The sequence below is a fragment of the Actinocatenispora sera genome, assembly GCF_018324685.1.
Lineage (GTDB): Bacteria > Actinomycetota > Actinomycetes > Mycobacteriales > Micromonosporaceae > Actinocatenispora > Actinocatenispora sera.
The window spans coordinates 5,857,177-5,876,349 of the sequence record NZ_AP023354.1 but is presented as its reverse complement, the minus strand read 5'-3'; the positions used below and the strand labels follow the sequence as shown (position 1 = coordinate 5,876,349).

Here is a 19,173-nt window from a genome sequence, read left to right as displayed (position 1 = left end):
ACCTGGAGGGGCCGGCGGGAGGGCCGAACCCTCTCCACCGGCCCCTCGGTCGGGCCGCTCGCCGGTCGGCGGCGGTTCAGGCGGCGGACGCCAGTACGGCGTCGATCTGGCCCATCGCCAGCCGCATGCCCTCCTGCATCCCCATCTCGAGCATCTTCTCCAGTTGCTCGGTACTGACGAAGTGCGTCACCGTCGTCATCCGGGTACCGCCGTCGGTCGGCTCGAACGTGACCCGCATGGTGACCGGCTCGTCGCCGGGCAGCGGTTCGCCGTCGTCACCCGCGAAGCCGTCCGTGAGCTCCAGCGTGTGCGGTTTGCCGATCGACTCGATCCGCCACCAGGCGTGGTGTTGGTCGCCCTCCGGCCCGGTCATGTGGTAGCGGCACTCGCCGCCCTCGACGAACTCGTGCCGGGTGAACGTCGCCGGGTAGGTCGGCGGCCCCCACCAGCGCTCCAGCTTGCGCGGGTCCTCCCACACCTGCCAGACCGCCTCCGGCGCGGCGTCGAACTCCGCGACGAACGTCATGGTCAGGGTGGCCGGGTCGGTGGTGCTGTCCAGGACTGTCATGTCGTGTTCCCTTCCTCGTCGGCGAGGATGCCGGCGATGCGTGTGGCGCGGTCGGTCCACAGTCGCTCGTACCGCTCCAGCAGCGTGGTGGCCCGGCGCAGCGTCTCCGGATCACCGTGCACGATCTGCTCCCGCCCGTGCCGTTGTTTGTTGACGAGCCCCGCCCGTTCGAGCACGGCGACGTGCTTCTGCACCGCGGCGAAGCTCATCCGGTAGTGCCCGGCGAGCGACGACACCGATTCGCCGGCCCGCATCGTGCGGACCAGGATGTCGCGCCTGGTCGGGTCCGCCAACGCGTGGAAGACCCGGTCCAGCTCGCCGTCCGACCAGTCATCTACAACCATTTGGTTGTACGTTAGCGCCTCCGGCGGCGCCGCGCAACCGGTCGGCGATCCCGGGTCCGGCCGCGGTGCCGTGCCGACCACATGGGGGAGGCGCGACGGGTGCCGGGCTGCGATGGTGGTAGCGGCCGCGGACATCGCGGGCCGAGCGTGCTGCGAGGAGGATTCGATGACCCGGGTTCGGATCGAGACCGCCGGCCACATCATCGAGATCGAAGAGAAGGACGCGGGGCACGCCGACCTCGCGCCGGCTGCGCTGGCACTGTGGCGGGAAACCCGGTTCGGCCGGGGCGAGGCCGGCACCACCTCCGGCCAGTTCGAAACCGGCGACGACCGCTACGCCGAGGAGCACATCGGCATCCTCGGCTTCCGCTCCCAGTCCCGGTAGGCTGCGTCCCCGGCAGGGGAGGAGCGCGGATGTCACAGGAGGCGCGCGACGAGCGGCTCGGGCTGACCGGCCTGTCTCCGGAGCGGCGCCGGCAACGCCTCGACGAGCTGGAACGACGACTCCGCCTGGCCCAGCGGGATGCCCAGGCCCGGCTCCAGGCGCGCCGAGCGGATCCGGATCGCGGCTGACCACCCGGCCCGATCCGGCCGGACAGGCGCACCGGTGCGCGGTCGAGTCGGCGGCAGCTTCCTGGCCTGCCGGCGGAAGGGTGCGCCCGGTAGGACTCGAACCTACGACCGTCTGCTTAGAAGGCAGCTGCTCTATCCACTGAGCTACGGGCGCGTCGCTCGCCGAGGGGATCAGCTCGCGGCTGAAGGCTACCGTGAGCAGCCCCCGGGACATCTTGGCGGAGTGCGAACCGTGACGCCAGCCCCGTCGCGGCGACAACGGGCCGCAACGGGATGGCCCGCCGCCGCGCGCCGGGCCTGCCGGCGTGCGCGCCGCCGGGTGCGCTTCAGCCGGTGGTACCGAGGATCGCGGTGAGCAGGGTGGCCAGTCCCGTCTCGAACTCGTCCGGGCTGCCCGCCGTCGCCACCATTGTCGGCGCCAGCGCGCTCAGGTGAGGGAAATCACCCGACGGTAACGCGCCGAGCGCGCTGCGGGTGTCCGCGGCGTCCTGGCTCGCGTAGGTGACGCAGCCGAGCGTGAACAGGTAGAGCGTCCGGTACCCGCGGACCGCCGCAGCGTCGTCCAGGCCGGCCCGGCGAAGCTGCCCCAGAGCCCGGTCGCACAGCCGCAGCACGCCGGGGCTCAGGAACGGCCGGGACATCCGGATCCGGTACAGGGCGGGATGTTCGGACAGGGTTCGGTGCAGCGCGGTGAACAGTTCGGTCAACTCGTCCACCGGTTCGCTTCCGGTACGGCCGGGATCGCGGTGGTTTGCCGCGCCGGCGGTGGCCGCGTCGACGACCGCGTCGAGCAGTTCCTCCCGGGATCGGTAGTACCCGTACAGCGTCATGGTGCCGACGCCGAGGCGCTGCGCGAGGCCCCGCATGGACACCGCGGCGAGGCCGTCGGAGTCCATCAGGTCGAGCGCGGCGGTGGTGATCTGCTCGGCGGTGAGGCGTTGCGTCGGCATGTCGTACAGCGTACCGTACGTCGTACGATGAAGATCCTGAGCGGGGCCGAGGCGTACCGACCTGCGGCCGAACTGTTGCGTGAATACCTGGCCGAGGTCGCGTCGCGGCTCGCCGACTTCGACGGCGGCGGCGGTGACCCCGACGTCGAGGCGACCGACGGCAGCATGATCGTGTGCTGCACGGACGACGGCACCCCGCTCGGCTGCCTCGCCGTGCGCACCATCGCCCCCGGCATTGCCGAACTCAAACGCATGTACGTGCGCCCGGCCGGCCGCGGCGCCGGCCTCGGCGGCCGGTTGCTCGAGGTCGCCGAGGACGTCGCCCGCGAGCTGGGCTGCCACACGATGCGGCTCGACACCGCCGCCCCGTTGGTCGAGGCGCTGCGGCTCTACCGCCGGCACGGGTACGTGGAGATCCCCCGGTACAACGAGAACCCGTCCGCGACGCACTGGTTGCAGAAGGTGTTGCAGAAGGTGTTGCCGGCCAACGGACTCAGCTGAGCGCGGGGTCGGGTCAGCGCGCACTTGGCGGCAGGCAGTACGTTTTCTGCGTGCAGCCGAGTGTGTCAGCGATCATTCCGATGCCCCTGTCCCGCGACGTCGCGAACTCGTACCCGGCCGCCGGCCCGGACGCGCCGGTGCTGGAGGAGTGGTACGCCGATCTCGTCGTCGGTTACCACCTCCCGCCGCCGTACGGCGACCGCCTGGTCACCGCGGATGACCTGACCGAGCTCGACCTCGGCCACCGGCAACTGCGCCGGACCGCCGCAGGCAACCTGGCCGGGCAGCTGGAGCGGGTCGAGGTGCACGGCCTGCCGCCGGTGTTCACGCTCTCCTTCGACGGCGTCGAGGCGACGCTGCTGACCTCCGACGACGTCTGGTCCAGCCTGGCCGAGCAGGTCGAGGGCGAGGTGGTCGTCGGGGCGCCGGCCCGGGACGTGATGTTCGTGACCGGCAGCGAATCGCAGGCCGGCCTGGAGAAGGTGCACCGCGCCTGCGAGCGGGTCTTCTTCGCCGGCCACGAGAACCTGCTGAGCCGACACCTGCTGGTCTGGCGCCAGGGCGGCTGGGAGTCGCTGTGACCCGCACCGTCGACTGAGCCGCCGCCGGGCCGGCGCGCCGGACGATCGCCGCGGCCGGCGGCGGGTCCGGTGCCGGTGGGCGGTCTCGGCGGTCCGATCGGTCGCCGGCGGCCGGCTCAGCCGGTCGAGCCGCGCACCACCAGCTCCGGGACGAACAACCGGGTGGCGGGCGGCCGCGGCAGGTCGGCGGGCGCGCCCGGCAGCCGCGGTGCCAGTACCGCCATCATCGCCCGGGCCACCTCCTCGACCGGCTGCCGCACGCTGGTCAGGCCGAGCACGTCGGCGGTCGGGGTGTCGTCGAAGCCGCAGACCGCCAGATCCGGGCCGACCCGCAGGCCACGCTGCCCGGCCGCGCGCAACACCCCGACCGCGAACACGTCGGTGGCGGCGACGATCGCGGTGGGCGGATCGGCGGCATCCAAAAGCTCGCCGCCGGCCTGCGCACCCGCCTCGATGCTGTCCGCCGCGTGCCGGGCGAAGCCCTCGTCCAGGCCGTGCCGGCGCATTGCGGTACGCCAGCCGGACTCGCGGTCGTCGCCGATCCGGTCGCCGGCCGGCACCCCGACGTACCCGATGCGCCGGTGCCCGGCCGCGACCAGGTGCTCGGTGGCCCGTTCGGTACCGGCGGCGTTGTCCACGTCGACCCAGACGAACTCGTCGCCGGTGCGGCCGAACGAGGCGAACGGGGCACCCAGCGCCGCCATCGCCGCCGGCCGCCGGTCCCGGTAGTCCAGGTCGGTCAGCACGAACCCGTCCACCGCCCCGCTGCGCAGCAGCCGGTCGCAGGCGGCGACCTCGTCAGCCTCGGCCGCCGCGAACAGCAGCAGGTGATGGTCCAGGTCGCGGGCGGCCTCGGCGAACGCATGCAGGAACCGGTCCAGGATCGCGGCGAGCGCGTCCGGGCGGTTGGGCCGGATCCGGTAGCCGATCAGCCGTGACGCGTGCGCGCGCAACGCGCGGGCGGCCCGGTTCGGCTGGTAGCCCAGCTCGTCGATGACCGCCTGCACCCGCTGCCGGGTCGCCGGGCTGACCCGCTCCGGCGCGTTGACCACGTTCGACACGGTCTGCCGGGACACGCCGGCGGCGACCGCCACGTCGTGCACCGTGACCGGTCCGTCGCCGCCGCCGTGGGTACCGTGCACGGCTCGCCTCCCGGGTCTCGGCCCCGGACGGTACCGGACCGAGGCACCGGCGGTAGCACGAAACTCCCCGCAGCGTCGAGGTGGTCCACAGCCCCCGCGGTTGTCCACAGATCCGCCCGCGGGTCGGACGGCGGCGGGAGCGGCGCGGCACCGTGGCGGCGAGCGGTCATCAGCCGCGGCCGGTCCGATGGTCCGGTCGCCTGTCACGGGAGCCAGCATGTTCGAAACCAAGCTCACCCTGGTCGGCACGGTCATCAGCGAGGTTCGGCTGACGCACACCCGCACCAACGAGGTGCCGGTCGCCAACTTCAGCATCGCGACCACCGCCCGCACCTTCAACAGAGAGAAGGGCGGGTGGGTCGACGCCAACTCGCTGCACCTGCGGGTCAGCTGCTGGCGCCGGCTCGGCGAGAACGTCGCCGCCTCGCTGCACCGCGGCGATCCGGTGCTGGTCTCCGGGAACCTCTACAGCCGTTCCTACGAGGCGTCCGACGGCACCCGGCGCTGGTCGTACGAGGTCGAGGCGACCACCGTCGGTCCCGACCTCAGCCGCGGCACCGCGACGTTCCAGCGGCGCCCCTCGCCGCAGGCCGAGCCCGGCGCGCCGGCCACGGTGCTCGCGCTCGGCGGCGCGGACCCGGAGCCGGCCGTGCCGCAGTCGGAGGCGGCGTGATCGACACGGCCGTCGAGCAACAACCGGTCGGCACATAGGCTGCCGGTGACGAGCGGCCGGACCGGGTGGGGCCGCAGCGTTTCGGGGAGGAATGCCATGGTTCGGGGCGATGAGATCGTCCGACTTGCGGTCGCGTTGCTGGACGGCCGGGCGATCGCGCCGGCGCGCCGCGGTGACCTGACCGCCACGGTCGAGACCTGGCTGCCCGCGGTACGGCAGGGTGTCGCGCTCCTCGCCCGCCCCGCGCTCAGGTCGGGCCTGCCGGCCGATCCGGTCCGCGCACTCGCCGAGCGGTCCCTGTCGCTGCTCGCAGGCCGGCCGGGACGGCTTGGCGACGGTGCCGCGTGGCGGCTGGCGGCGGCGAACGGTGCGGGCCTGCTCGCCGGGGCCGGCCTCGACCTCGTCTTCGGCGATCCACGCCGGCTGCATCCGGTCGCGGGCTTCGGGTCGCTGGTCCAGCGGTGGGAGCGGCGCAGCTACCGGCCGTCCCGGGCGGCCGGGCTACGCTTCGCCGCGGTCGCGGTCGGCGTTCCGGTGGTGGCAGCGCTGGGCGTCGACCTCGTCACCCGGCGCCGACCGCTCGCCCGGGCGGTGGCGATCGCCGGTGGCACCTGGCTGGTGCTCGGCGGCACCTCGCTACGCCGTGAGGCGAACGGCCTGGCCGCCGCCCTCATCGCCGGCGACCTGGCTGCCGCGCGGGGCCGGCTGCCCCGGCTGTGCGGTCGCGATCCGTCCACATTGGACACCTCCGGGCTGGCTCGGGCCACGGTCGAATCGCTCGCGGAGAACACCTCGGACGCGGTGGTCGCGCCGCTGTGCTGGGGCGCCCTGGCCGGGCTGCCCGGCCTGATCGGCTACCGCGCGATCAACACCCTCGACGCCATGGTCGGGCACCGGTCCGCGCGGTACGGCACGTTCGGCACGGTCGCGGCCCGCCTCGACGACCTGGCCAACCTGGCGCCGGCCCGGCTGTCCGCGGCGCTGACCGTCGCGGCGGCGCCGACGGTCGGCGGCAGCCGGCGGGCCACGCTGCGCACCTGGCTGCGCGACGGGCACCGGCACCCGAGCCCCAACGGCGGGCAGGTCGAGGCGGCCGCGGCCGGTGCCCTCGGCGTACGGCTGGGCGGCCGCAACGTGTACGCCGGCCGGGTCGAGCAACGGCCGCAACTCGGCACCGGCCGACGAGCCGAGCCGGTCGACATCGTCCGCGCCGCCCGGCTGTCCGCGGTGGTCGGCGCAGCCACCGTCGCACTCACCGCCGGGCACCTGTTCACCGCCCCGGCCCGACGGGCGCTGCTGCGCCGCGCCGGTCTGCGGTTGGCGGGGCGGCTCGCCGCCCGGCGCGGGCGGTCCCGGTGACCGGGCTGCGCGGCGCCCTGCTGGTCGCCGGTACCACCTCCGACGCCGGCAAGAGCACCCTGGTCGCCGGCCTCTGCCGGTACCTGCATCGGCGGGGCGTGCGGGTCGCGCCGTTCAAGGCGCAGAACATGTCGAACAACTCGGCCGTCACGCCCGACGGCGGCGAGATCGGCCGGGCCCAGGCGTGGCAGGCGGCGGCGTGTGGCCTGGAGCCGAGCGTGCGGTTCAACCCGGTCCTGCTCAAGCCCGGATCCGACCGCCGCAGCCAGGTCGTGGTGCTGGGCGAGGCGCGGACCGAGGTGTCCGCCGGGAAGTACGGCACGCTGCGCGCCGAGCTCGGCCAGATCGTCGCCAGCACCCTCGGCCAGCTGCGCACCGAATACGACGTGGTGATCTGCGAGGGTGCGGGCAGCCCGGCCGAGATCAACCTGCGGGCCGGCGACCTGGCCAACATGGGGCTGGCCCGGGCGGCCGAGCTGCCCACCGTCGTCGTCGGCGACATCGACCGGGGCGGCGTGTTCGCCTCGATGTTCGGCACCCTGGCGCTGCTCGAACCGGCCGACCAGCGGCTGGTCGCCGGGTTCGTGATCAACAAGTTCCGCGGCGACGCGGCGCTGCTGCGACCGGGGCTGGACATGCTCGCCGACCTCACCGGCCGGCCCACCCTCGGTGTCCTGCCCTACGAGCCGGACCTGTGGTGGGACACCGAGGACTCCCTGTCGTACACCGACGGTCGGCTGCTCGGTCGCCCCGGTCCGGCGCGCGGGTCGCAGTGGTTGCGGGTCGCGGTGGTTCGGCTGCCACGCATCTCCAACGCCACCGACGTCGAGGCGCTCGCCGCCGAGCCCGGCGTCTCGGTCCGGCTGACCGCCTCGGCGGTGGAGCTGGCCGACGCGGACCTGATCGTGCTGCCCGGCAGCAAGGCGACCGTGGCCGACCTGGACTGGCTGCGACACCGCGGGCTCGTCGAGCCGATCCGGGCGCACGCCGCGGCCGGTCGGCCGGTGCTCGGCTTGTGCGGCGGCTACCAGATGCTCGGCGCCACGATCGACGATCCGGTGGAGAGTGGGCAGGGGCTGGTCGAGGGGCTCGGGCTGCTGCCGGTGCAGGTCCGGTTCGCGGCCGACAAGCGCCTCGCCCGGGTCGCCGGGACCGCACTCGGCCGGCCGGTGCACGGGTACGAGATCCATCACGGTCGGGCCGACGTGGGCTACGGAGCGACCGCCACGCCGCTGATCCTGGACACCTCGGGTGCGGGCGAGGGCTGCCGGTCCGGTGCGGTGTTCGGCACCCACTGGCACGGCGCCTTCGACGGCAACGAGTTCCGGCGGGCGTTCCTTACCGAGGTCGCGCGGCTGGCCGGCCGCGACGGCTTCCGGGTGGCCGCCGACACCGACGTCCCGGCGTTGCGGGAGGCGTCCCTCGATCGCCTTGGCGACCTGGTCGAACACCATCTCGACGGCGCCGCGCTGGAGCACCTCATCGCGCACGGCGTACCGCCGGGACTGCCGTTCGTCCCACCTGGCCCACCACCACTGCCGCCGACCGCTCGCCCCGTCCCGCCCGCGACCGCACCGACCGACCTGACCGAGCCGCTGGCGCCCGCGTCCGGCCCGCCGGCCCCGGCGCCGGATTCGCCGTCCGGTCCTGACCGGACCACGCCCGGCACCTCAGCCCCGGCTACAGCCTCGGCTTCGCGCTCGGGCTCGGCTTCGCGCTCGGGCTCGGGCTCGGGCTCGGGCTCGGGCTCGGGTCAAGCTTCGGACGAAGCTGCGGGTTCGGCCTCGGGTCAAGCTTGGGACGAACCTTTGGGTTCGGGCCGAGCCTCGGATTCGGACCATGCCTCGGCGCAGGTATCGGCATCGGCTCCGACGTCAGCCTCGGCACCACCACCGTCTGCATCGGCTCCGGCCGCCGCCCCGGCCCCGACGCCGGGTCCGCGGCTCGTGACATCGGCTGTTCCGGATCGCCTCGGTCCGATACTGGCCGTCCTGGACGGCACCGATCGGCCCACCATGGCGGCCGGTCCGCCGCCGGCTCGGCCGGCCGAACCGGTCGTCACCGGCGATCGCGAGATCGTCTCGTTCGACCGGTTGGCCGCCGACGTCCTGGCCGCCCCGGCCCGGTGCGGGTCCATCCGTCTCGTCGCGGTCGATGGGCGTGCCGGCTCCGGCAAGAGCACGCTCGCGGCCCGGCTGACCGACGCGCTGACGGCCACCGGCGTCCGGGTTTACCTGCTGCACACCGACGACCTGCTGCAGGGCTGGTTGGACATCGTGTCGTTCTGGCCACGACTGGTGGAGTGGGTGATCGCGCCGCTGCGCCGGGGCGAGCCGGCACGGTTCCGGCGGTTCGACTGGCAGCGTGGCGCGTTCCCGGACCGGTTCGAGCCGATCGGCCGGCCCGACGTGCTGGTGCTCGACGGGGTCACCACCGCGAGAGCGGCGGCCCGGCCGTTGCTGACCAGATCGCTCTACGTGCAGACCGGCCGCCGCGTCCGGTACGAGCGCGGTGTGCGCCGCGACGGCGCCGGCGTGGTGCCCGACTGGACCAGGTGGATGAGCGACGAGGACCAGCACTTCGCGGTCGACCGTACGGCCGAGCGGGTCGACGTGCTGGTGGATGGTGACCCGGACGTCGAGCACCGGCCAGAAACGCACTTTGTCCGGATAGTTCCCGGCGCCGGATCGTGCCAGGGTTCCCCGTAGGGGCATCTTGCGGGTGGGGAAGGCAGCCGACGGTGGCCGGGACGGCCTAGCTTTGACTGCACACAGACAATCGCGGGAGGGCACGATGACCGACTCGACCGGCAACGGACCGCGCGGGGGCAGCGGCCAGGATGGTGCGGGTGGCGGCCCGGACCGAGGGGACGCCGGCGCCCGACAGCCCGCGCGCCGTCGGGTCACCCTCACCGGGATCAGTTCGCGGGCCTGGGAACACCCCGCCGACCGTGGCGCCCTGGTGGCGCTGCGTGAGCTGCGCGGGTTCGACGAGATCCTGCGCAAGTTCTTCGGCCTGTTCAACGAGCGCTACTTCCGGATGAAGTACCTGGGCTCGTCGATCCGGGCCAACGGCTGGCAATACTCCCGCGTGCACGCCCTCTACCTCGAGGCGGCGGCGGCGCTCGACGCTGGTGAACCGGCCGACCTGCCGGAGCTCTACATCTCCCAGACGCCGTTCGCCAACGCGGGCGCCTTCGGCATGGACAAGCCGTTCATCGTCGTCAACAGCGCCACCGTGCAGATGATGGACGACGACGAGCTGCGCTTCGTGCTCGGCCACGAGCTCGGCCACATCCGCTCCGGCCACGCCGTCTACCACACGCTGCTGGTCTGGCTGCTGGAGCTGATGCGCGGACTGAACTGGATCCCGCTCGGCGCGCTGGCCCTGCGCGGCATCGTCGCGGCGCTGATGGAGTGGTACCGCAAGGCCGAGCTGTCGTCCGACCGGGCGGGACTGCTCGCCGGTCAGGACCCGGCCGCCGCGCTGCGGGTGCACATGAAGTTCGCCGGCGGTGGCGACCTGTCCGACATCGACACCGCGGCGTTCCTGGCCCAGGCCAACGAGTACGACCGGGCCAACGGCGACCTGCGAGACAGCCTGGTCAAGCTGATGCTGCTGGAGGCGTCGACGCACCCGATGCCGGTGGCGCGGGCCGCCGAGCTGCGCCGCTGGGTGGAGACCGGCGAGTACCGGCGGGTGCTGTCCGGTGACTACCCGCTGCGCGAGGACGACGCGGACGCCTCGGTCAGCGAGGAGGTCAAGGCGGCCGCCAAGTCCTACCAGGACGCGTTCGCGCGGTCCCAGGACCCGCTGGCCGGCCTGCTGCGCCGGTTCGGCGACGGGGCCAACGTCGCCGGGGAGTGGGCCAAGGCGGGCGCGGACAAGCTGCGGGCCTGGGTTTCCGGCGACGCCCGTCGCGGCGAGGACCCGGGGGGCGACGATCGCTGACCGGGTGCATACGATCCGGACCATGACGATGACCCCACCCCGACCTGCGCCGTTGCTCGCCTCGCTGCAACCTCGATGCGGAGGTGCCGCGTGAGTACACCCAGCGATGCGGACGTCACGGCCGCGGTCGACCGGGTTCTGCCCGAGGTTCGCGCCGATCTGGAACGGCTGGTCCGGGTGCCGAGCGTGGCGTTCCCCGGCTTCGACCACGAGCAGGTCCGGCGCTCGGCCGAGCTGGTGGCCGAGCTGTGCCGGGACGCCGGCGTGCCGGACGTGCAGATCCTGAGCGTCGAGGGCGGCCAGCCGGCCGTCGTCGGCCGCATCCCGGCGCCGCCCGGCGCGCCGACCGTGCTGCTGTACGCGCACCACGACGTGCAGCCGGTCGGCGACGAGAGCGGCTGGAACACCGCCGCGTTCGAGCCGACCCAGCAGGGGGAGCGGCTCTACGGCCGCGGCGCCGCCGACGACAAGGCCGGAGTGGCGGCGCACCTGGCCGCCATCCGCGCGTTCGACGGCCGGCCGCCGGTCGGGGTCACCCTGTTCATCGAGGGCGAGGAGGAGTGCGGCTCGCCGACCCTGGAACGGTTCCTGCACGAGTACGCCGAGCTGCTCACCGCCGACGTGCTGGTGCTCGCCGACTCTGGTAACTGGGACGTCGGCACGCCGGCGCTGACCACGTCGCTGCGCGGCCTGGCCGACTGCTACGTCGAGGTGCGCACCCTGGAGCACCCGGTGCACTCCGGGATGTACGGCGGGGTCGTGCCGGACGCGCTCACCACGCTGTGTCGCCTGCTCGCCACCCTGCACGACGAGCAGGGCACCGTTGCCGTTCCCGGCCTGCACGAGGCCGGGCCGACCGGCGTGGAGATGCCGGAGAAGCGGCTGCGCGAGGAGTCCAGCGTGCTCGACGGGGTGCAGCTGGTCGGCACCGGTTCGATCACCGAGCGCAACTGGAACAAGCCGGCCGTCACCGTGATCGGCATCGACTGCCCGTCGGTGCAGAACGCGTCGAACACGCTGGTCGCATCGGCGCGTGCCAAGATCAGCATGCGGCTCGCACCCGGTCAGGACCCCGAGGCAGCGATGGCCGCGCTGCTCGAACACCTGCGGACGCACGTCGAGTGGGGGGCCTCGGTGACCGTGACGCGCGGTGAGCTGGGCGCCCCGTACCAGATCGACGCGACCGGTCCGGTGTTCGACGCGGCTCGGGACGCGTTCCGGACCGCGTGGGACGGCGCCGCGCCGGTCGACATGGGCATCGGCGGTTCGATCCCGTTCGTGGCGGAGTTCGCCGACGCGTTCCCGTCGGCGGCGATCCTGGTGACCGGCGTGGAGGACCCCGACGCGCGGGCGCACGGGGCCAACGAGAGCCTGCACCTGGGCGAGTGGCGGCGGGCCTGTGTGGCCGAGGCGCTGCTGCTGGCCAAGCTCGCGCCGGCGTCGGAGCGGTGAGACCCGGGGACCGGCAGCGTCGACCGTCCTGGATCTTCCTCGGGCTGGTCGCGCTGCTGGTGGCCTCCGGCGCCGCCACCTGGTCGGGCGTGGGCAACGTCCGCATCGACGCGTTCCTTCTGGTCGCCTCGGGCTGGCTGGTGTCGCTGTGCCTGCACGAGTTCGGCCACGCGTTCCTGGCGTACCGGTTCGGTGACGACGGTGTGGTGGAGCGCGGGTACCTGACGCTCAATCCGCTCAAGTACTCCAACGTGCTGCTGTCGTTCGTGCTGCCGCTGGTGTTCGTACTGCTGGGCGGGTTCGGCATGCCCGGCGGCGCGGTGTGGGTGGACCGGGCGCGGATCGGTGGCCGGGCCCGGCACAGCCTGGTCTCGGCCGCCGGCCCGGCGTTCAACGTGGTGTTCGCGCTGATTTCGGCGGCGCCGTTCTTCCTCGGCGTGGCCGACTCGACCCATCTGGAATTCTGGGCGGCGCTGGCCTTCCTCGGCTTCCTGCAGGTCACCGCGAGCGTGCTGAACCTGGTGCCGATGCCGGGCCTGGACGGTTACGGCATCCTGGAGCCGTGGCTGCCGCCGCACTGGCGGCGCGGCGCGGCGATGATCGCACCGTACGGGATGCTGCTGGTGTTCGCCCTGCTCTGGGAGCCGCGGGTGAACGCGTTGTTCTTCCGGCTGGTGTTCTTCCTCGCCGACCTGATCGGCATCCCGCTCGGCGCGGTGGCGATGGGCGACCAGCTGTTCCGCTTCTGGACCTGAGTGCCCCGGTGCCGGTCGCGCCGACCGGCACCGGGCCGCACCCAGCGTCGGCCGCGCCGACCACCAGGTGCACCGAGTGTCGGTGGCGCCGACCGGCGCGGTGGCGCACTCAGCCGAGCGCGGAGTCGGCCAGGTGGTGGAGGAATCCGGGTGCCAGCACGGCGACCCCGGCGACGAGAGCGACCAGCACGAACACCGGCAGTAGCAGCCGTCGCTCGACCCCGCCGCCGACCTTGACCGCGATCGCATCGGGCACACCGAACTCGCGCCAGGTGCGCCGCCCGGTCGGCAGTGGCCAGATCACCGGGCAGCCCTCCTTGGTGATCATGTCGCCGAAGGTGTGCACGATGCCGCCGGCGGCGATCGCCGCTCCGATCACCGGATAGCCGCGGCCGGTGGGCAGCAATGCGTACGCGCAGAAGGCGGCGGCAAGCGCGCACAGCGTGGTGATCACCCAGCCACGCTTCTTCGCCCAGGTGTGCAGCAGCCCGCGGATGGCCAGCGCGAACATGAAGAACAGCACGCCTACCACCGCCCACTTGCCGAACCGGGCACACAGCTCGCCGACCCCGAACCCGAGCCCGACGTTGAACAGCCAGGTGTGGGTCAGGGTGCGGTGGCCGTTGTGGCGCTGCGGGTCGCGGCGCAGCCGGGTCAGCTTGTAGACCCCGAGAGAGATCTTCTCGACGCACTCGGCGAGGAACAACGACACGACGCCGAACGTGTGCGCGACGGTGGCACCGCCCTTGTTCGCGGTGACCCGGCCGGACAGGTCGAGGTCGGGCAGTAGCGCCGCACCGGCGCACACCGCGGCGCCGACGCCGAGTTGCACCGGGCCCGGGTGGTAGTCCCACCAGTGGCCGGCCACCCAGCACCCGGCCAGCCACACCGCTGCGCCGGACATCGCATGCGTCGGCCCCATCACCATCGTCGGCGCCCTCCCCAGAATCCGCGCCACCCGGGCGCGGGTGACGTCGATGCGCCGAATGGCACGATCCGCTCACCGCCCGCACCGACAGGTTGGTACGACACCGGAGCGCACCGATCGGCACGGCCGCGCTCACTGTGCCAGATGGGTACGACGTTCCCGGCGTCCGGTCCGACGCGACCCCCGGCCCGGACTCCGCCCTGGCCGGCCGGGCCGAACGCTCCCGCCGGTCCGATCTGGACGGTCGAGCCGCCGGCCGGCCGCGCCGATCACCCGGGACGTGTCGTACCGGGCGGGCAGGATGGGTGGATGTTGTTCGCGGAGCTGGCGTCGACCTCGGCCGCGGTGGCGGCGACCCGGTCGCGGCTGGCGAAGGTGGAGTTGCTGGCCGATGCGCTGCGCCGGCTCACCTCCGACGAGGTGACCGCCGGCGTCGCCTACCTGTCGGGCGAGCTGCGCCAGCGTCAGCTCGGCGTCGGTTGGGCCGGGCTGCGCGAGCTGCCCGCCCCGGCCGACCACCCGACGCTGACCGTCGCCGCGGTCGACGCCGCGTTCGCCGAGATCGCCGGGCAGCGCGGTGCGGGCTCCACCACCCGACGGCGGACCATGCTCGGTCAGCTGTTCGGCGCCGCCACCGCCGACGAGCAGCGGTTGCTGTCCGGACTGGTGGCGGGCGAGGTGCGGCAGGGCGCGCTGGCGGGTGTGCTGGGCGAGGCGGTGGCCCGGGCCGCCGAGGTCGACTCGACCGCGGTCCGGCGCGCGCTGCTGCGCTCGGGCGACCTGCGGGCCGTGGCCGCCGCCGCGCTGTCCGGCGGCGAGCCCGCGCTGGCCGAGTTCGGCCTGACGGTGGGCCGCCCGCTCGCTCCGATGCTGGCCCAACCGGCTCCGGACGTGACCGAGGCGATGCGCCGGCTGGCCGTCGACGGCGCTGCGGTCTCGGTCGACGACAAGCTGGACGGCGTCCGAGTGCAGGTGCATCGGGACGGCGCCGAGGTGGCCGTGTTCACCCGCAGCCTGGACGACATCACCGACCGGGTCCCCGAGCTGGTCGAGGCGGCTCGGGCGATGCCGGCGGGCAGCCTGGTGCTGGATGGCGAGGCACTGGCGCTGACCGACGCCGGCCGGCCCCGACCGTTCCAGGTGACCGCATCGCGCGTCGGCCGGCGCGCCGCCGATCCCGCGCAGCTGCCGCTGCACCCGTTCTTCTTCGACGTGTTGCACGCCGACGGGGTCGACCTGCTCGACGAGCCGGCGTCGGCCCGGTTCGCCGAGCTGGCCCGGATCGTCCCGGCGGCGGCCCGGGTGGGCCGGCGCACCACCGGCTCGGTCGTTCAGGCCCAGCAGCGGTTCGCCGACGCCGTCGCCGGCGGCCAGGAAGGCGTCGTGATCAAGTCGCTCGACGCGCCGTACGAGGCGGGCCGGCGCGGCGGCGGCTGGCTGAAGGTGAAACCCCGGCACACGCTCGATCTGGTGGTGCTGGCCGCCGAGTGGGGGCACGGTCGGCGCCGCGGCCTGCTGTCCAACCTGCACCTCGGCGCCGCCGGCCCGGACGGCTTCGTGATGCTCGGCAAGACGTTCAAGGGGCTGACCGACGCGATGCTCGCGTGGCAGACCGAACGGCTGCAGCAGCTGGCCGTCGACAGCGGGCGCTACCTGGTCCGGGTCCGACCGGAGCTGGTCGTCGAGGTCGCGTTCGACGGCGTGCAGACCAGCCCGCGGTACCCGGCCGGCCTGGCGTTGCGGTTCGCCCGGGTGCTGCGCTACCGGGAGGACAAGCCGGCGGCGGAGGCGGACACCATCGACACGGTGCGGGAGATCTGGCGCGCTTCGGGCGGTGAACCGGCCGGCTGACCTCAGACCGGAGGCGCGCCCGCTGGCTGACGTACAGATCGGCGGCGGGCCGGCTGGCTGAAGTGCAGGTCGGGGACCCGCCGCCGGCTGACGTGCGGAGCCGGTCGGCGCCGATGTGGCGGTGCCCGCTCGCGGTCAGTGCGTGCCGGGGTGATCCTCCGGCAGCCGGGACGAACGATCGGGGACGGCCGGCGCCGCGGTGGCGACGTTGTCCTCCGGCAGCCTCGACTCGTTGCGGCGGCGCCGGGTCCCGACCGGCCGTGGCGCGGCGGGCGGCTCGGCGTCGGGCAAACCCGGGCGGCTGCTCGGCGCCGTGTCCTCCGGTAGCCGGGACTCGCCGCGGGCTCGGCCGGAGCCGTGGCCCGGCTCGTCCTCGGGCAGTCGCGAACCGCCGCGCGCCGCCGGGCCGGCCGAGCGCGCGCCGTGCGACCGGTCACCCGGCGCGGCCAACCCGGCCCGCTTGCGCGACTCCCAGCGCATCAGCAGCACGAACCCCACCAGCGCCATGCCGGAGAACAGCCACCACTGCAGGATGTACGAGAGGTTCATCGCCGCGTTCTGGTGGTCGATCGGGATCGGGACGAACCGGGGGGACAGCGCCGGCGTCTGCGAGGTGGCGGTCACGTAGCCGCCCGCGATCGGGTACGGCACCGCGGAGGCGAGCAGCCGCGGGTCGATCCGGCGCACCTCGACGTGGCCGTTGCGCCGGGTCGGGCCGCTTCCGCCGCTCTCCGGCAGCCGTACCTGGCCGACGACGGTCACCTCGCCACCCGGCGCCGCCGGTACCTTCGGGTCTGCCGCGCCGTCCGGATCGGCCGGCGGCAGCCAGCCGCGGTCGACCAGCACCGCGGTACCGTCCGCGCGCCGCAGCGGGGTGAGGATCTCGTACCCGACGTTGCCGTTGACGGTGCGGACCCGGGCGAGCATCTGGTGCGCCGGGTCGTACCGGCCGATGAGCCGGACGCGCAGGTACTCGTCGGTGTCCGACGGGCTGCGCCCGGCCGGCAGGATCCGGTCGGTGCCGGCGACCGGCGCCGCGGCGGCATGCCGGTCGATCCGGTCGTTGATGCTGGCGCGCAGCTGGTAACGGTGCAGCTGCCAGACGCCGAGGAAGACCATGCCGACCGCCAGCGCGATCGCGAGCAGTCCGAACAGCAGCCAGCGGGGCGTGCGGAGCACGCCAAGGATGCTGGGCCTCGCCTGTGTCGGCGAGCCGGTGTCGGGCACGGGTCAACGCTACCGACCTGCACCGGGCCCTGGCAGCGGGGGCGCGCAGCTGTGGTTTGCACGCGTTGCGCAGACTGACGGGGGCTGTTCGGAGGATCTTCGGACGAGGTTCCCCGGCAGACCCTGAGTGGATCATTGCCCTGGCCCCACCGAGGAGTGCTCCGATGCCCGCCGTGCCCCGCCTTGTGATCACCGCGCCCTCGTCCGGGCACGGCAAGACCGCCGTCTCCGTCGGCCTGATCGCGGCGCTGGCGGCGCGCGGTCTGACCATGGCCGGGTTCAAGATCGGTCCGGATCATGTCGATTCCGGCTATCTGGGCCTTGCCGCGGGCCGGGTCGGTCGCAACCTGGATCCCCGGATGGTCGGTGGTGACCTGCTGCCCGGCCTGTTCCTGCACGGCGCCCGGGACGCCGACGTGGCCATCGTGGAGGGCACCATGGGCCTCTACGACGGCCTGTCCGGCCGGGCCGGCGAGGAGAACACCGCTCAGGTGGCCGGCATGCTCCGGGCGCCGGTCGTGTTGGTGGTGGACGCGGCGGCGATGGGCCAGTCGGCGGCCGCCCTGGTGCACGGCTTCCGGGCGTACGACGACCAGCTGTGGCTCGGCGGCGTGATCCTGACCCGGGTCTCGTCCGACCGGCACGAGCAGATCCTGCGCTCGGCGCTCGGCGAGATCGGCGTCCCGGTGCTCGGGGTGCTGCGCCGGCACGACTTCAGCCAGCTGCCGCCCCGCACGTACGGGACGGTTCCGGTGGTGGACGGCGCGGTCGACGCGGTCCGTGCGGTGCGCCGGCTGGGGGAGCGGATGCTGGCCCGGCTCGACCTGGAGCGGCTGCTCGCGCTGGCCCGGTCCGCGCCGCCGCTGTCGGTGGACACCTGGTCGCCGGACGCCGCCGTCGGCGCCGCGGTGGAGCCCGCCGCTCCGGTCTCGCCGGCCGCCGTCGGGTATGCCACCGACCGGTTGCCCGCGGCCGGGGATCGGCCGATCGTCGCGGTGGCCGGCTCCGACCCGTTCAGCTTCTCGTACCCGGAGACCGGCGAGCTGCTGACCGCCGCCGGCGCCGAGGTGGTGCCGTTCGATCCGGTGCGCGACGAGCGGCTGCCCGCCGGTACCCGGGCGTTGGTGTTCGGCGGTGGCTTCCCGGAGGCGTTCGCGGACGAGCTGTCGGCGAACCGGCGGTTGCAGGACGACGTGGTCGCACTGGCCCGCGAGGACGGCCCGATCTATGCCGAGAACGCCGGCCTGCTCTGGTTGGTCAAGGAACACGACGGCCGCGAGATGTGTGGCATGTTCGATGCCTCCGCGCAGACCACGAACCTGCTGGTGCTGGGCTACCGGGACGCGGTCGCGCGGGCGTCGAGTTCGGTGGTCAAGGTCGGCGCGCGGGTGACCGGGCACAAGCATCACCGCGCGACGGTGACGCCGCGGGCCGGTGACAACGCCGCCTGGCAGTGGAACGGCGGGCGCCCGGAGGGCTTCATCTGGCGCAAGGTGCACGCCTCGTTCTTGACCGTACACTGGGCCGGCCATCCCGAGATGGCTGCGCGGTTCGTGGCGGCCATCGGCTGACTTTCCTGCCGCGTAGGCGATTTTGTTCCGCGGATGGCAGGTGAGTACTGTTGACGTGCTTTGGTCCCGCGGGGGCGGTATGACGAAGGCAGGACGGATGACCGCGCAGACAGTGTCGGCTGCCCGCTTCCCGGAGCTGACCGTGGTCACGCCCCGGCTGCTGGTGCGCCCGCTGACCGGTGCGGACACCTCCGAGGTCACCGGGGTGTTCGCCGACCGGCAGACCCGACGCTGGATGTCGCTCCCCTCGCCGTACACGGACGCCGACGCGAAGATGTGGTGCACCTGGATGGCGGCCGAGCGGCGCACCCGCGGCGACGGCGACCACTACGGCATCGTGCAGCGCGACGATGACCGGCTGGTCGGCCTGCTGTGGACCAAGCGCACCGACTGGGGCACCCGGAGCACCGAGATCTCGTACGCGGTGGCGCCGGACGCGCGCGGTTTCGGTTACACCGCCGAGGCCGCCGACGCGCTCGCCGTCGACCTGATCCTGGAACACCAGTTCCAGCGGGTCGAGGTGCGCGTGGCGGCCGGCAACGTGGCCTCCCGGCGGGTGGCCGAGAAGGCCGGCTTCGTCTACGAGGGGCTGCTGCGCAATGCCGGGGTGGTCGAGTCGGGCCGGGTCGATCTGAGCGTCTGGTCGCTGGTCCCGGCCGACCTGCGCGGCGACCCGCACGCGGCCGGCTGACCGGTCGACGATCGGTAGCTCGATGTCCGTCAGCGCTCCCGGCGCCGCCGTGCCGG

General features: G+C 73.7%; 18 protein-coding genes, 1 tRNA gene and 1 pseudogene. 13 read left to right on the top strand and 7 right to left on the bottom strand.

The window, feature by feature from the left end:
• Window positions 1-76 precede the first annotated feature (76 nt).
• Both Asera_RS27605 and Asera_RS27600 read right to left on the bottom strand, forming a co-directional pair.
• Window positions 77-568 (bottom strand): SRPBCC family protein, encoded by a 492-nt coding sequence (locus Asera_RS27605; protein WP_030444269.1) that lies wholly within the window; start codon window positions 566-568, stop codon window positions 77-79.
• Window positions 565-912 (bottom strand): ArsR/SmtB family transcription factor, encoded by a 348-nt coding sequence (locus Asera_RS27600; protein ID WP_030444270.1) that lies wholly within the window; start codon window positions 910-912, stop codon window positions 565-567. Before Asera_RS27600 ends, Asera_RS27605 begins: the two co-directional genes overlap by 4 nt.
• Window positions 913-1,078: 166 nt before the next feature.
• Between Asera_RS27600 and Asera_RS27595 the strand changes: the two genes are divergently transcribed.
• Window positions 1,079-1,297 carry a hypothetical protein gene (locus Asera_RS27595; RefSeq protein WP_157034595.1) on the top strand — a complete coding sequence of 73 codons (219 nt, stop codon included), beginning with the start codon at window positions 1,079-1,081 and terminating at the stop codon, window positions 1,295-1,297.
• A gap of 29 nt (window positions 1,298-1,326) precedes the next feature.
• Window positions 1,327-1,485, top strand: a complete 159-nt coding sequence (locus tag Asera_RS27590) for a hypothetical protein (protein WP_157034596.1) — start codon at window positions 1,327-1,329, stop codon at window positions 1,483-1,485.
• An 81-nt stretch (window positions 1,486-1,566) separates the two neighbouring features.
• Here the strand turns inward: Asera_RS27590 and Asera_RS27585 are convergent.
• Together Asera_RS27585 and Asera_RS27580 are read right to left on the bottom strand one after the other, a co-directional pair.
• Window positions 1,567-1,639: transfer RNA gene (locus Asera_RS27585), tRNA-Arg, on the bottom strand.
• Window positions 1,640-1,811: 172 nt separating this feature from the next.
• Window positions 1,812-2,435 carry a TetR/AcrR family transcriptional regulator gene (locus tag Asera_RS27580; RefSeq protein WP_051801508.1) on the bottom strand — a complete coding sequence of 208 codons (624 nt, stop codon included), beginning with the start codon at window positions 2,433-2,435 and terminating at the stop codon, window positions 1,812-1,814.
• 27 nt (window positions 2,436-2,462) lie between these two features.
• Here Asera_RS27580 and Asera_RS27575 point away from each other — a divergent pair, with 27 nt between their 5' ends.
• Entirely contained in the window at window positions 2,463-2,936 is a 474-nt protein-coding gene (locus Asera_RS27575; protein ID WP_030444273.1) for a GNAT family N-acetyltransferase, read from the top strand.
• A gap of 80 nt (window positions 2,937-3,016) precedes the next feature.
• Window positions 3,017-3,517 (top strand): DUF1444 domain-containing protein, encoded by a 501-nt coding sequence (locus Asera_RS27570; RefSeq protein ID WP_030444274.1) that lies wholly within the window; start codon window positions 3,017-3,019, stop codon window positions 3,515-3,517.
• A 116-nt stretch (window positions 3,518-3,633) separates the two neighbouring features.
• Here Asera_RS27570 and Asera_RS27565 read toward each other — a convergent pair whose 3' ends face one another.
• On the bottom strand, window positions 3,634-4,659 hold the full coding sequence (locus tag Asera_RS27565) for a LacI family DNA-binding transcriptional regulator (RefSeq protein WP_030444275.1): 1,026 nt from the start codon (window positions 4,657-4,659) through the stop codon (window positions 3,634-3,636).
• Window positions 4,660-4,876: 217 nt separating this feature from the next.
• Here Asera_RS27565 and ssb point away from each other — a divergent pair, with 217 nt between their 5' ends.
• The 6 genes and pseudogenes from ssb (at window position 4,877) to Asera_RS27535 (ending at window position 12,849) form a co-directional block, all read left to right on the top strand.
• Window positions 4,877-5,332, top strand: a complete 456-nt coding sequence (gene ssb, locus Asera_RS27560; RefSeq protein ID WP_051801510.1) for a single-stranded DNA-binding protein — start codon at window positions 4,877-4,879, stop codon at window positions 5,330-5,332.
• Between the two features lie 351 nt (window positions 5,333-5,683).
• Window positions 5,684-6,691 carry a cobalamin biosynthesis protein gene (locus Asera_RS27555; RefSeq protein WP_030444277.1) on the top strand — a complete coding sequence of 336 codons (1,008 nt, stop codon included), beginning with the start codon at window positions 5,684-5,686 and terminating at the stop codon, window positions 6,689-6,691.
• Window positions 6,692-6,696: 5 nt separating this feature from the next.
• A pseudogene (locus Asera_RS33355) lies at window positions 6,697-8,319 on the top strand (cobyric acid synthase); the annotation flags it as partial.
• A 1,165-nt stretch (window positions 8,320-9,484) separates the two neighbouring features.
• Window positions 9,485-10,642 (top strand): M48 family metallopeptidase, encoded by a 1,158-nt coding sequence (locus tag Asera_RS27545; protein WP_084130856.1) that lies wholly within the window; start codon window positions 9,485-9,487, stop codon window positions 10,640-10,642.
• Window positions 10,643-10,732: 90 nt separating this feature from the next.
• Entirely contained in the window at window positions 10,733-12,094 is a 1,362-nt protein-coding gene (locus tag Asera_RS27540) for a dipeptidase (RefSeq protein ID WP_035295104.1), read from the top strand.
• Complete coding sequence (locus Asera_RS27535) at window positions 12,091-12,849, top strand: site-2 protease family protein (RefSeq protein ID WP_030444281.1); 759 nt, start codon at window positions 12,091-12,093, stop codon at window positions 12,847-12,849. The genes Asera_RS27540 and Asera_RS27535 overlap by 4 nt, the downstream gene beginning before the upstream one ends.
• 109 nt (window positions 12,850-12,958) lie before the next feature.
• On the opposite strand, the gene Asera_RS27530 is transcribed toward Asera_RS27535, so the two are convergent.
• A complete protein-coding gene (locus tag Asera_RS27530) occupies window positions 12,959-13,774 on the bottom strand; it encodes a metal-dependent hydrolase (RefSeq protein ID WP_030444282.1) in 816 nt (271 codons plus the stop codon).
• Between the two features lie 312 nt (window positions 13,775-14,086).
• Here Asera_RS27530 and Asera_RS27525 point away from each other — a divergent pair, with 312 nt between their 5' ends.
• A complete protein-coding gene (locus Asera_RS27525; RefSeq protein ID WP_030444283.1) occupies window positions 14,087-15,628 on the top strand; it encodes an ATP-dependent DNA ligase in 1,542 nt (513 codons plus the stop codon).
• Between the two features lie 135 nt (window positions 15,629-15,763).
• On the opposite strand, the gene Asera_RS27520 is transcribed toward Asera_RS27525, so the two are convergent.
• Window positions 15,764-16,807, bottom strand: a complete 1,044-nt coding sequence (locus tag Asera_RS27520; protein ID WP_051801512.1) for an SURF1 family cytochrome oxidase biogenesis protein — start codon at window positions 16,805-16,807, stop codon at window positions 15,764-15,766.
• A 212-nt stretch (window positions 16,808-17,019) separates the two neighbouring features.
• On the opposite strand from Asera_RS27520, the gene Asera_RS27515 reads away from it, so the two are divergent.
• Together Asera_RS27515 and Asera_RS27510 are read left to right on the top strand one after the other, a co-directional pair.
• Window positions 17,020-18,426, top strand: coding sequence for a cobyrinic acid a,c-diamide synthase CobB (locus Asera_RS27515; protein ID WP_030444285.1), 1,407 nt, complete (start codon window positions 17,020-17,022; stop codon window positions 18,424-18,426).
• Window positions 18,427-18,523: 97 nt separating this feature from the next.
• Complete coding sequence (locus Asera_RS27510; protein ID WP_030444286.1) at window positions 18,524-19,117, top strand: GNAT family N-acetyltransferase; 594 nt, start codon at window positions 18,524-18,526, stop codon at window positions 19,115-19,117.
• The last annotated feature ends 56 nt before the right edge of the window (window positions 19,118-19,173 follow it).